Origin of the sequence: Prescottella soli (assembly GCF_040024445.1) — a bacterium.
Classification (GTDB): Bacteria; Actinomycetota; Actinomycetes; order Mycobacteriales; family Mycobacteriaceae; genus Prescottella; species Prescottella soli.
On the sequence record NZ_CP157276.1, the window covers coordinates 3,454,890 to 3,467,543 of the forward strand.

The 12,654-nt window shown below is 67.9% G+C and carries 13 protein-coding genes; 11 read left to right on the forward strand and 2 right to left on the reverse strand.

Annotated elements, in window-relative coordinates; genetic code table 11:
• The first annotated feature begins 31 nt into the window (after positions 1-31).
• The 5 genes from ABI214_RS16165 (at position 32) to ABI214_RS16185 (ending at position 5,668) form a co-directional block, all read left to right on the forward strand.
• Entirely contained in the window at positions 32-985 is a 954-nt protein-coding gene (locus ABI214_RS16165; protein WP_348603537.1) for an ABC transporter permease, read from the forward strand.
• Positions 978-2,090, forward strand: coding sequence for an ABC transporter permease (locus tag ABI214_RS16170; RefSeq protein ID WP_348603538.1), 1,113 nt, complete (start codon positions 978-980; stop codon positions 2,088-2,090). Before ABI214_RS16165 ends, ABI214_RS16170 begins: the two co-directional genes overlap by 8 nt.
• Positions 2,087-3,160 (forward strand): ABC transporter ATP-binding protein, encoded by a 1,074-nt coding sequence (locus tag ABI214_RS16175; protein ID WP_348603539.1) that lies wholly within the window; start codon positions 2,087-2,089, stop codon positions 3,158-3,160. Before ABI214_RS16170 ends, ABI214_RS16175 begins: the two co-directional genes overlap by 4 nt.
• Positions 3,160-4,149, forward strand: a complete 990-nt coding sequence (locus ABI214_RS16180) for an ABC transporter ATP-binding protein (RefSeq protein WP_348603540.1) — start codon at positions 3,160-3,162, stop codon at positions 4,147-4,149. Before ABI214_RS16175 ends, ABI214_RS16180 begins: the two co-directional genes overlap by 1 nt.
• Positions 4,150-4,243: 94 nt before the next feature.
• Positions 4,244-5,668, forward strand: coding sequence for an amidase (locus tag ABI214_RS16185; protein ID WP_348603541.1), 1,425 nt, complete (start codon positions 4,244-4,246; stop codon positions 5,666-5,668).
• Positions 5,669-5,675: 7 nt separating this feature from the next.
• Here ABI214_RS16185 and ABI214_RS16190 read toward each other — a convergent pair whose 3' ends face one another.
• Both ABI214_RS16190 and ABI214_RS16195 read right to left on the reverse strand, forming a co-directional pair.
• Positions 5,676-7,139, reverse strand: coding sequence for an MFS transporter (locus ABI214_RS16190; protein WP_348603542.1), 1,464 nt, complete (start codon positions 7,137-7,139; stop codon positions 5,676-5,678).
• Complete coding sequence (locus ABI214_RS16195; protein WP_348603543.1) at positions 7,136-8,389, reverse strand: acyl-CoA dehydrogenase family protein; 1,254 nt, start codon at positions 8,387-8,389, stop codon at positions 7,136-7,138. Before ABI214_RS16195 ends, ABI214_RS16190 begins: the two co-directional genes overlap by 4 nt.
• 228 nt (positions 8,390-8,617) lie before the next feature.
• Between ABI214_RS16195 and ABI214_RS16200 the strand changes: the two genes are divergently transcribed.
• From ABI214_RS16200 to ABI214_RS16225, 6 genes are all read left to right on the forward strand, one after another.
• Positions 8,618-9,118: a hypothetical protein gene (locus tag ABI214_RS16200; RefSeq protein WP_348603544.1), complete on the forward strand. Its 501-nt coding sequence runs from the start codon at positions 8,618-8,620 to the stop codon at positions 9,116-9,118.
• A gap of 10 nt (positions 9,119-9,128) precedes the next feature.
• Positions 9,129-9,923 (forward strand): RsiV family protein, encoded by a 795-nt coding sequence (locus tag ABI214_RS16205; RefSeq protein ID WP_348603545.1) that lies wholly within the window; start codon positions 9,129-9,131, stop codon positions 9,921-9,923.
• 130 nt (positions 9,924-10,053) lie between these two features.
• On the forward strand, positions 10,054-11,202 hold the full coding sequence (locus tag ABI214_RS16210; protein WP_348603546.1) for a Rieske 2Fe-2S domain-containing protein: 1,149 nt from the start codon (positions 10,054-10,056) through the stop codon (positions 11,200-11,202).
• A 2-nt stretch (positions 11,203-11,204) separates the two neighbouring features.
• Positions 11,205-11,426: a hypothetical protein gene (locus tag ABI214_RS16215; protein WP_348603547.1), complete on the forward strand. Its 222-nt coding sequence runs from the start codon at positions 11,205-11,207 to the stop codon at positions 11,424-11,426.
• Between the two features lie 166 nt (positions 11,427-11,592).
• Positions 11,593-12,267: a hypothetical protein gene (locus tag ABI214_RS16220; protein WP_348603548.1), complete on the forward strand. Its 675-nt coding sequence runs from the start codon at positions 11,593-11,595 to the stop codon at positions 12,265-12,267.
• Positions 12,268-12,485: 218 nt separating this feature from the next.
• Positions 12,486-12,620 carry a hypothetical protein gene (locus ABI214_RS16225; protein WP_348603549.1) on the forward strand — a complete coding sequence of 45 codons (135 nt, stop codon included), beginning with the start codon at positions 12,486-12,488 and terminating at the stop codon, positions 12,618-12,620.
• Positions 12,621-12,654 lie beyond the last annotated feature (34 nt).

Below are 12,654 nucleotides of genomic sequence, written 5' to 3' on the forward strand. Positions count from 1 at the left end.
CCGATGAACACAGGAAGGAGGCGGTGACGCGATGGCGCGGACGGTGATCGACAAGGTGGTCGAGCTGGTCGTGGTGCTCTTCATCGTCAGTCTCGGCACGTTCGCGCTGGTTTCGTTCATTCCGGGCGATCCGTCGGTCGCGATTCTCGGTGAGGGGCATGCGCCCGAGGACTATGCGCGGGTGCGTGCGGAGATGGGTCTCGACGATCCGTTCCTGACGCGGTACTGGCACTGGTTGTCGGGCGCGTTGCGGGGCGATCTGGGGAACTCGATGGTTCCGCCGCAGGGGCCGGTGACCGACAGCATCAGTGCGGCGATCCCGGTCAGCATCCAGTTGGCGGTGATGGGTTTGTTCATCGCGCTGGTCGTCGCGGTGCCGCTGGCGATGTTCTCCGCCCGGCACCAGGGTGGTTGGATCGATCGCGCGATCGGGGCGGGCACGTTCGGTGTGTTGTCGATCCCGAGTTTCCTGTCGGGTCTGTTGCTGATCATGGTGATGGTGAACTATCTCGGGTGGTTCCCGCGTTCGCAGTGGGTGCGGATCTCGGATGGGTTGGGGCAGAACCTGTATCACGCGATCCTGCCGGCGATCGCGATCAGCCTGTTGGAGATGGCGATGTTCACGCGGATCCTGCGCAGTGACCTGGTGATGACGCTGAAGGAGAACTTCATCCTCGTCGCGAAGGCGAAGGGCATGTCGAACACGCGGCTGCTGCTGAGTGATGCGTTGCGGCCGTCGTCGTTCTCGTTGATCACGATGCTCGGCATCGTGCTGGGGTCGATGATCGGCAGCACCGTGATCGTGGAGACGCTGTTCTCGTTGCCGGGCATGGGCTCGCTGATCGTCCGTGCGGCGCAGCAGGGTGACATGCCGATGGTGCAGGGTGCGGTGCTGGTGATCGCGGTCATCTATGTGGTGGCCAACGGTGTCATCGACATCTCCTACGGATACCTCGACCCAAGGAGCCGACGAGCCCATGTCTGAGATCAAGATTGACGACATCGACGTCGACATGCCGGCCATCACGGGCCGGGTCCTCGACGATGCGGGTGCCGAGGAGTCGGCGAACGCGTCGGATCTGGCCGAGCGCCGCAACCTCTACCGGGTCGGCACGATCCTCACCGTGGTGGGCGTGATCGCGGCCGGGATCGGTCTCGCGCCCATGCTGGTCATGGGGGCACGTGTCGTGATCTTCCTGGTCGGCCTCGTCGCGCTCTACATGGGTGTGCGACGGATCGGGTTGGCGCGCTTCGGGTCGGACTTCGACCTCACGTTCATCCTGTCGTGTGTGTGGCTGGTGGTGCTGATCGCGGCCGCGGTGCTCGCGCCGGTGCTGCCGCTGGCCGAGCACCAGGACACCACCAAGACGCTCAGCGCGAAGAGCTATGCCGCGCCGAGCCTGTTCTCGGCGCACCCGTTGGGCACCAACAATTTCGGACTCGACATGCTCGCCCGCTCCATCTTCGGTGCCCGGTCGTCGCTGGTCGTCGCGGTCGCGGCGGTGCTGATCGGGATGATCGTCGGTGGCGCGATCGGTATCGCCGCCGGCTACTTCGGCGGCTGGGTCGACCGGATCGTCGGCGTGCTCACCAACTCGCTGCTCGCGGTGCCGGCGTTGATCCTGCTGATCGCGCTTGCCTCGGTGCTCGAGCCGAACCTGCGTAACATCTCCCTCGCGCTCGCGGTCCTGGCGATCCCGTCCATGGTCCGCATCGCGAGGGCGAACACGCTCGTGTTCTCGCAACGCGAATTCGTCCTCGCGGCACGGGCGATGGGCGCGAGCAAGTGGCGGGTGATGCTGCGCGAGATCGCCCCCAACGTGGTCCTGCCGGTCGCGTCGCTGGGCATGGTGATGATCTCGGTGATGATCGTCGCCGAGGCGTCGCTGAGTTTCCTCGGGCTCGGCATCGCGCCGCCCGCCCCGACGTGGGGCAACATGATCTCCGAGGGCCAGGGCAACGTCTTCGCCCAACACCCCTACATCGTGCTGGTGCCCGGCCTGTTCCTGTTCCTGACGGTGTTCTCGTTCAACATGGTCGGCGAGAAGGCCCAGAAACGCACCGGCGGCACCCGGGAGGTGAAACTGTGAGCAGCAACGAACCACTCCTGACGGTGGACGGCGTCTCCACCCGCTTCCGCACCAAGCGAGGGCAGCTCCGAGCGGTCGAGCAGGTCACGCTGTCGCTCGACGCGGGCGAGACCCTCGGCCTGGTCGGCGAGTCCGGATCCGGTAAATCCGTTCTGGGACAGACCATCATGGGACTCGTCTCCAGCGGCGGCGGTACGACGGTCACCGGTGAGGTGCAGTTCATGGGCCGCGACATGCAAGCACTGACCCGCACGCAGCAGCAGCAGGTGTGGGGCAAGGACATCGCGATGGTGTTCCAGGATCCGATGTCGGCTCTCAACCCGTTCAAGCGGATCGGGACGCACATCACCGAGTCGCTGCGTGCCCACCTCGGCCTGGACAAGACGCAGGCCCGAGAGCGGGCGATCGAGCTGCTGCGCAAGGTCCGCATCCCCGAGCCGACGCGGCGGATCGACCAGTACCCGCACGAACTCTCCGGCGGCATGCGCCAGCGGGTGGTGATCGCGATGGCGCTGGCGTGCGATCCGAAGCTGACCATCGCCGACGAGCCAACCACCGCGCTGGACGTGACGGTGCAGAAGCAGATCCTCGAGCTGCTCGAGTCGCTGCGCACCGAGATGGGCATGGCCGGGATCCTTGTCAGCCATGACCTCGGAGTCGTTGCCGGACAGACTGATCGGGTCGCGGTCATGTACGCGGGCCGGATCGTCGAGACCGCACCGACCCGGCAACTGTTCGCCGGTCCCCGGCACCCCTACACCGAGGCGCTCCTCGCCGCGGTTCCCCGCCTCGAGCAGCAGCCCCACACCCGGCTCGAGTCCATCGACGGCGGCCTGCCGGACATGACGAAACCACCGACTGGGTGCGCGTTCGCGTCCCGCTGCAAGTACGCGCAGAACAAGTGCCGGGAGACCGCGCCGACCCTCACCGCCGCCCCGGACACCGCCGGCGCCCGGCACCCGCACGAGGTGGCGTGCCACTTCCCGCGCGGCGGTGCCGGTGTCGTCGACCTCGCAGCGCCCCCCACCGCGGGCGCGGACGATCGTGAGCTGGAAGTGGAGAGCATCTGATGGCCGGAAGTGGAGTCGCGCACCTGCGCACCGACGACAAGCCCGTCCTCGCGGCCCGGAACCTGGTCGTGGAGTTCCCCGCCGGGCGCGGTCAGACGGTGCACGCCGTGTCGAACATCAGCTTCGATCTGCTGCCGGGCGAAACCCTCGGAATCGTAGGCGAATCCGGCTGTGGCAAGTCCACGGCCGGCCGCGCCGTCCTGCAGTTGCCGGCCCCGACATCCGGCAGCGTGGAGATCGACGGCATCGAACTCACGACCCTGAGTCCGTCCGCGCTGCGCAAGACCCGGGCCCAGATCCAGATGATCATGCAGGACCCGATCTCCTCGCTGAACCCGCGTCGCAAGGTCAAGCACCTGGTCACCGAGGGACCCCGAATGTGGGGGCAACGCAACACCGAACGCCTCGACCAGCTCGCCCGCGAACTCCTCCGGGCGGTCGGGCTGGACCCGGACATGGTCTGGGAACGGCTGCCCGGCGAGCTGTCGGGCGGCCAGTGCCAGCGCGTGTGCATCGCCCGCGCGATGATGCTCAAACCGAAGGTGCTCATCTGCGACGAGCCCGTCTCGAGCCTGGACGTGTCGGTCCAGGCGCAGATCCTCAACCTGCTCGAGCAGACCAAGACCGAGTTCGAGCTCACGATGATCTTTATCGCCCACAACATGGCGGTGGTCAAGAACATCAGCGACCGCGTGATGGTGATGTACCTCGGCAAGGTCTGCGAGATCGCCCCGAGTAGCGACATGGAAAACCAGGCGCGACACCCGTATTCGCGGCTCCTGCTGGCATCGATCCCCGACCCCGATGTGCACCGCGGCGAAGCCGAGTCGACACCCCAGATCGAGGGCGACCTCCCGTCGCCGCTCGACCCACCGTCGGGCTGCCGCTTCCGCACGCGCTGCCCCCTCGCGACCGACCACTGTGCGGCGGAGGAGCCCCAGCTGCGGGAGATCGCCCCCGACCACTTCGTGGCCTGCCACAACGTCTGACACATATATCTCCCGCGTTTTGCGCACTTGTCGTTGGAAATCCGGCACCCGGAGCGCGATAAGTGCGCAAAACGCGGGGGTGGGAGGAGCAGCTATGTCAATGGAGAGTTTGTACGACGGCCAGGACATGACCGGGCTCGCTGCCTCGATCCGGAACGGTGACGTGTCGGCCCGTGAGGTGGTCGAGTTCGCGCTGCGCCGAGTCGAGGAGCGCAACGGCACCGTCAACGCGGTGGTGGTCGACCGTGCCGCGGAGGCGCTCGCCGAAGTGGACACCGGACTGCCGGACGGTCCGCTTCGCGGAATCCCGTTCCTGATCAAGGATCTTCACGCCGACGTTGCGGGGTTGCCCACCTCGAACGGGTCGCGATTGTTCGCGGGCCGGGTTGCCGAGCGGGACACCGAGTTGGTGTCCCGCTACCGCCGGGCGGGTCTCGTGATCATCGGCAAGACCAACACGCCGGAGTTCGGTCAGAACGCGAGCACCGAGCCCGTCCTGTTCGGGCCGACGCGCAACCCGCGCCGCCTCACGCACGGCGTGGGTGGTTCGTCGGGGGGTGCGGCCGCGGCCGTGGCCGTGGGAATCACGCCCGCCGCGCACGCGAGCGACGGTGGCGGCTCGATCCGAATCCCGGCGTCCGCGAACGGCCTCGTGGGTCTCAAGCCGTCGCGTGGGCGCATGCCGTCGGGTTCGCCGCTCGCGGGGCCGCTGTCGGTGGAGCACGCGGTGACCCGCAGCGTGCGGGACACCGCGCTGCTGCTGGATCTCACGTCCGGTCCCGCGATGGGCGCACCGTTCGGCGTCGCCCCGCCGGCACGTCCGTACGTCGGAGAGGTGGGGGCCGACCCCGGCAAGCTCTGCATCGGCATCACCACGACCATGCCGAACGGAGAGCAGGTCCACCCCGACTGCGCGGCCGTGGCGTCGGACGTCGGGGTGATGCTCGAGAAGCTGGGGCATCACGTCGAGACCGCCGCGCCGGTGTTCCACCAGGACGCGCTCGCGGCGGCGATGCAGTACCTGATGTCCGCGCCGATGTCGGTCGAGATCGATCATCGGCTGGCCGAACTGGGTCGGGAGCTGCGCGACGACGACCTCGAGACGATGGCTCGCGTGCAGTACGAGCGCTGCAAGTCGCAATCCGTGACCGACCTGTCGTTCGCGTACACCGAACTCGAGCGGACGGCACGGGACATCGGCCGGTTCTTCACCGAGTTCGACCTGCTGCTGACCCCCACGCTCGGCAGCCCGACGCCCCCGCTGGGACTGCTCGACGCGATGGATCTCGAGGCCATGTGGAAGCACGCCGGCGTCTACGGTGCGCTGACCTCCCCGTTCAACAGCGGCGGTCAGCCGGCGATTTCGCTTCCGCTGGGCAAGGATTCGACCGGCATGCCGCTCGGTGCCCAACTTGTCGCGGCGCACGGACGTGAGGATCTGTTGATCCGCGTCGCCTCGCAGCTCGAGGCGGCGTACCCGTGGACCACGTCTCCCGCGTGGCCGGCCGTCACCGGCTGAGTCCAGATCAGTGCGTCGGGGGTTGGACGGCGGGTGCAGTGACGTCGCAGTGCGGTTGGCACGCGACGTTCTCGCCCGCCGGCACCTCCGGGGGCTCCTCGGCAGCGGCGCGGCGAGGGATCATCACGGCCGAGATCAGTGCACCGACCACCAGCAGGCCCGCGCAAATGAGCATCGCGATCCGGAACCCGGATGCGAACGCCGCGGGATCCGAGAGGGCGTCCGCGCCGATACCGGCCAGCGCGGGCAGCGCGGCGACCGCGAGCAGTTGACTCGTCCGCGCCACCGCATTGTTGACGCCCGACGCGATCCCGGCCTGGTCCGAGGACACCGACCCGAGCACGGCCGTGGTCAGCGGCGCGACGAGTGCGGACAAGCCGAGCCCGAACACCAGCACCGCGGGCAGGACTTCCGTCGGATACGACGCGTCCGGGCCGATCCGCAGCATCAGCAGCAGCCCGGCCGCGCCCAGCAGCGGGCCGACGGTCAACGGGATCCGCGGCCCGTGAACCTGTGCCCACCGTCCCGCCCGCGACGACAGCAGCAGCATGAGGATCGTGATCGGCAGCGATGCGATCCCCGCAGCGAGCGGCGAGTAGCCGGACACGATCTGCAGTTGCAGCAGCAGTAGGAAGAACACGCCCCCGAGCGCCGCGTACACCGCGAGCGTCACCAGGTTGGCGGCCACGAACACCCTCGACGCGAACAGCGAACTGGGCACCAGCGCGTACCGCGAGCGCCGCTCGACCACGACGAAGGCGCCCATCAGGACGACACCGGCGACCGCCACCCACACGGTCTTCTCGATCAGCCCGTACGTCAGCGCCGCCAGCGAGACGGCCGCGAGCACCGCCCCCGGTACGTCCAGGCGTTCGGGTGGGTGTGGATCCCGGGTCTCGGGCACGTGCCGGACCGACACCCACACGACGGCGACGGCCAGGGGCAGATTGATGAGGAACACCGAGCGCCAGCCCGCGACCTCGACGAGCCAGCCGCCGAGCAGCGGTCCGACGGCCGCCGCCACCCCGCCCAGCCCGGACCACAGGCCGATCGCCGCGCCCTGATCGTCGTCGTCGAACGACGCCGATATGATCGCGAGGCTCCCCGGAGTCAGCAACGCCGCACCGACGCCCTGCACCAGACGAGCCGCCACGAGGGTGCCCACGTCGGGGGCGAGCGCACACAGCCCGGACGCGATCGCGAACCACACTGTTCCCCAGACGAATACGCGTCGTCTCCCCAGCCGGTCTCCGAGGGCGCCGCCCAGCAGGATCAGGGACGCGAGGGTGAGCGTGTAGCCGCTGAGGACCCACTGCACTCCCGCGACCTCGGCGCCGAGGTCCGCGCCGATCCGGGGCAGAGCGACGTTGACGACGGTGCCGTCGAGCATCGCGAGTGACGAGCCGAGGACGGTCGCGATTACGACCCACCGGCCCCGTGCGGACTTCAGGTGGAGCTCCGGAGCGCTCATGTCGTCGTAATGGTGGCGAGGGGGTCGTACTCGGGGGCGCGGAGGAGCTGGTGGAGTTGGCGGCGGCGGACGCCGAGGTTTCCGCCGTCGAAGATGGGCAGGGCGAGGGCGTCCTGCAGGAGTCGGCCGAGGGGGTTGTCGGTGTCGTAGCTTTCGATGCCCACGACTCGCATCAGGTCGGTGACGACGGTGACCGCAGTTTCCGAGCCGAAGATCTTCGCTTGCACGGCCAGTTCCAGGGCCGCGGGTTCCAGGGTGTCGAGGGCGTGGCAGGCGCGGTAGCTGAGCCAGCGCGCGGCTTCGATCGCGGTCTTGGCGTCGGCGAGTGCGTAGCCGACGGCTTGATAGTCGACGATGGGGTGCGGGCCGGCGCGGTGCTCGCGTCGCGCGAAGTCGAGCGCGTAATCGAATGCGTGGCGCATGAGGCCGACGCCGAAGATTCCGACGAGGGCGGCGCTGGCGGCGAAGCTGCCTTCGACGAGTGCCTTGCCGATGCCGACCGCGCCGACGACGTTGCCGGCGGGTACCCGGACATTGTCGAAGGCGAAGGTGGGGGCGAGGTGCGCGCGGTGGCCGATCATGTCGATTGCCCCGTGGTCGACGAACCCGTCGGCACCACCGGGTACCAGCAGCACCGACAGGGCCTGGTCCGCCGGGGTGGCGGGGTCTTCGGCGGTCCGGCAGACGACGGTGAGGACGTCGGCGCCGTTGCCGTCCCATCCGGTGGCACTCGAGACCCAGCGCTTCTCGCCGTTGATCACCCATTCGTCACCGTCGAGACGGGCCGTGGTGCGCACCCCTTCCGCTGGTGCGGGAGCATCGAAGTTGGCGCTTCCGCCCGGTTCGCTGTGGCACAGGGCTGCCAGCGGGGCGCCTTCGCCGGAAAGGAAGAGCGGCACGGTCTTTCGGGTGTGATCGGGATTGCCGGCGAGGGCGATCGGCAGCAGTCCGAGGAGGGAGCCGAGCGCGGTGAGCGCGACGCTGGCGTCGCCGGCGTACAGCTCTTCGGCGATGATCGCCGCGTCGACCAGCCCGTTGCCCTCGCCGCCCACGGCGGCGGGAATGAGCTTGCGGAGGAGCCCTTCCGCGACCAGTTGCTCATAGGCCGGTCGCGTGGCCCGGAACCGTTCTTCGGGCGTCGGCAGGTAGCGGGTCTGTTCGGCCACGTTGTCCAGGATCCTGCGTGCTTGTTCCCGAGTGGCTGCTTGCAGGGCGCTCTGGGCTTCGGTGAAAGTGAAGTCGATTGCCACGGGGACTCCCTTCTCCGCCCCTGCTCGCCCGAGGGCCGTCGGTGACTCGATGCCAGGATATCCCCGCTCGTTGGAGGGGCCGTCCTGGTTGCGGAATCTGTACCGAGACAAGCTGACGCGAGCGAATCGTGAGGGGATTGTGAGAATGCGCCTGGATCGCCGCATTCGGGGCTTGTGCCGGGATACCGTGCCTCGATCGACCGGACGGACGAACGATGGGGGAATGGCATGATCTCGACGCGTGTGCAGGGCATCGGGCGGGCGGCGACTGCCGGAGCGATGTGCCTTGCGGTGCTTGCGCTCTCGGCGTGCTCCGACGGTGAAGGCGGAGACTCTCCGACGACGCCCACCGTTACGGCGACACCGTCGCAACCGCCGATCCCGCCACCGACACCCACCGAACTGAACGCCAGCCTGGTGCGGGCGTTCGACGAGAACGTCCCGGCCGCGGAGAAGGTCACGCTGGTCCAGGGCGCGGAGGCGGACCCGCAACTGATCGACCAGGTGGTTGCGGCGGCGAAGGCGAACAAGGTGGCCGCGCAGGTCACCGACGTGACCGACCTCGGCGACGGCATGGTCGCCGCGACGGCCGTCATGACGCTCGACGGTCAACCGGGCCCCGACACCATCATCAACTTCGTCGCCGAGGACGGCGTCTGGAAGCTGTCACAGGACAACGCGTGCGGCTTCGTGGGCATGGCGGGGCTGTCGTCCCCCGCCTGTGCGTGATGATGGGGTGATGGCGAACACTCCGATCCTTCGGGTAGCGATCACGGCGTTGTCGGTCGGCGTGCTGGTCGCGGTCGCGGGCTGTTCGGGCACCACCGACGGCACGCCGGAAACGCGGGAAGTGCCGGTGTCGGCCGCTCCGACGACGGTGTCGGCGCCGCCGAGCGCCGCACCGATCTCCGAGATCGAAGCCGGGTACACCGCGACGGCCGTGCGGATCACCGGGGACACCGGCCGGGTCCGCTACGACGTCGTGGTGCCGCAGGTCGACGGAGGGGATCCGGCCGTCGCGGCGGAGTTCGACGAGTCGATGCGGGCGGCGCTGCAGGACCAGATCGACGGCTGGACGGGACAGCGGTTCACCCTCGAATCCCGGAACGAGTCGTCGGTCGTGCACATCGGATCCCGGGTCCTCAGCGGACTGTTGGTGACGTCGTGGAACGCCGATCCGCCGGGTGCGCACCCGACGCCGTTGGTGGCGACGGTGGTGATCGACGCGGACGACGCGCAGCCGATCACGCTCGACCGACTGTTCCCCGATCTTCAGGCGGGTTTGAACCGGTTGTCGGAGGAATCCGCTCGCCTGCTGCCGGCCACTGCCGCCGGCCCCGACTTCCAGCGCGAGGGAATCGAGCCGAAGCGGGAGAACTTCGCGAACTGGGTGGCCACCCCGGCCGGGATGGAGATCCACTTCACTGACTACCAGGTGGGGCCGCACGCCATCGGCCTGATCGTGGTGACGGTTCCGTGGGACCGCCTCTCCGACGTCGTCGCACCGGACCTCGTCGGCGTGGTGTCGAGCTGACCGGTCCGCCGGACGGGTGACCGGTCAACGGGAGGACGTCTGGAACGGAGGCTCGCCCGACAGGAGATTGGAGATCAGAGCGGAGCACTGCACAGCCCGTATGCGTGTTCCGGGAACGAAAGGACTGACCATGACCTCCGTGGATGCCGACACCGCCGAGATCCGCATCATCGAAGCCGGGACGCCGCCGGCCCGCTTCGCCCGTGGCTGGCACTGCCTCGGACTCGTCGCCGACTTCAAGGACGGCACGCCGCACCCCGTCGAGGCGTTCGGCACCAAGCTGGTCGTGTTCGCCGACAGCAAGGGCGAGGTCAAGGTCCTCGACGCGTACTGCCGGCACATGGGCGGTGACCTGAGCCAGGGCACCGTCAAGGGCGACTCGGTCGCGTGTCCGTTCCACGACTGGCGCTGGAACGGCAAGGGCCGCTGCACCGACATCCCCTACGCCCGCCGCGTGCCCCCGGTCGCGAAGACCCGCGCGTGGACCACGCTCGAGCAGGACGAGCTGCTGTTCGTGTGGAACGACCCCGAGGGCAACCCGCCCCCGCCGGAGGTCGCGATCCCCGCGATCCGCGCCACCGACGCCGAGTGGACCGACTGGCAGTGGAAGTCGCTGGTCATCGACACCAACTGCCGCGAGATCGTCGACAACGTCGTGGACATGGCGCACTTCTTCTACGTGCACTACTCGTTCCCCACCTACTTCAAGAACATCTTCGAGGGCCACGTCGCGATCCAGGAGCAGAAGGGCGTCGGCCGCGAGGACGTCACCGAGTGGACCGACCCGGACGTCCCGAAGCTGGTGGGCAACACCTCCGTCGCGGCCTACCACGGCCCGTCGTTCATGATCGACGACCTCGTCTACCACTACGACAAGTACGACGTGGAGTCCGTGCTCATCAACTGCCACTACCCGATCGCCCCGGACAAGTTCGTGCTCATGTACGGCATCTCGGTGAAGAAGACCGAGCAAGTGCCCGCGGAGATCGCCGACCAGCTGGTGGACGCGATGATCGGCTACATCGGCGTCGGATTCGAGCAGGACATCGAGATCTGGAAGAACAAGACCCGCATCGAGAACCCACTGCTCACCAACGAGGACGGCCCCGTCTACCAGCTGCGCCGCTGGTACGAGCAGTTCTACGTCGACGTCGCCGACATCACCCCCGACATGGTCGACCGCTTCGAGTTCGAACTCGACACCACCAAGCCCGTCGAGGCCTGGCAGGCGGAGGTCGCCGACAACCTCGCCCGCCGCGCAGCAGCGCAGGAGGCGTAGTCGTGGAACCCGTCGAGTGCGACCGCTGCGGGTGCTGCGTGCTGGTGAGCAAGAACAGTTGGCAGCACACCGCGGTTCAGTGGACCGCCGAGGCGCGCGCCGCATGCCAGGAGCTGGGCGGCGAGCCGGACGATCCCGGGGCACGGTCCCGAAGTTGCTCCGCGATGCGGGACTCCATCGCCCGCGCCGCGGTCGAGGGGCGGCTTACCGTTCTCGACGAGTGAGAGCGGTTTCGCTCGCAGTCCACGGAGGTCCCCGTGCTCGTTTCACGAGCGCGGGGACCTCCGTCTCGATCCAGCCCGGTTCTGCCCGGATGTCCGAAGTGCCTGCCGGAATCCGGGTTCGGCCCGCCTACCATCCGAGGGGACGGTGCGCGCCCAGGAGGTTTCTGTGATCAAGGTGAACCAGGTCGTCTCGCGCGCAGAGGCGGAGAAACTGCGCGACGTCGAGGTCGTGGGGATCTGCCTCGGCGATCCGGACGCAACCGACAAGCGGGTGGTCGATGCGACTACATTCGCCTCCCTACAGGAGGCGATCGGCCCCCGAACGTCGTTGTACGTCGACGCCTCGGCGGGGTACACGCCGGAGGTTGTCGTCGATGCCGTCGATTCGCTCCGGCCCGCCTACTTCGAGTTCACGTCCGTGGATTCGGCGAAGGTCTCGCAGGTCGACGAGCAACTGGATCTCTTGCAGCGGCTGACCGTGCCGAAGATCGCGAACGGATTCTTCATCCTGAAGGACGACGTGTCCCTGCTCGACAGCCTCGAACATCTGGACCGGCTCGTCGACGCCGGCGTCGAGTACTTCCAGGTGGAGATCGACTCTCTGATCGATCCCGGATTCCGGATCTCGGCGTCGGACCAGAAGCGGATCGCAGCGATGTTCGCCGGTTATCCGTGCATCGTCAGCGTCGCGTGTGCCTCGGTTCCGGTGCCTCCGGAGCTGGGTCAGGCCGGCGTCTACTTCAATCTGGGGAACGGACGTACGCCGAATTACGACTTCTCGGACAGGAAGAGCCCGCTCTCGGGGGTCGTCCGGGTGCTTCGCTCACGGTCACGCGACTGATCCGATTCGACCGCTGCTGTTCGCCTGTTCGACACCTGATCGTTCCAAGATCGTTGCCGGGTCACGTGAATATTACTCACGGAGATTCGAGCTGGTCGGAAGCGAAATCGACTGTCTTGCAGAATCTCTGCCCGGCCGCCCTACGTACTCTCGTGGGCGTCGTGCAGTACATCGAACGCGCACAACGCGTACACACATCCACTGTGAGGAGTTTTGTCATGGGTTCTTCCGACGCTGATCTCGCCCTGATCAAGCAGATCCAGCCCGTCGTCAGCGGCATCGGCACCATCCTCGGCGGCATCGGCGCCGTCCTGAGCGTGATCGGCGCGCTGAACGCCCTCAAGCTGAGCTGAATTCCAGCTGCCGCCTCCGGCCCGCACTCCGTCC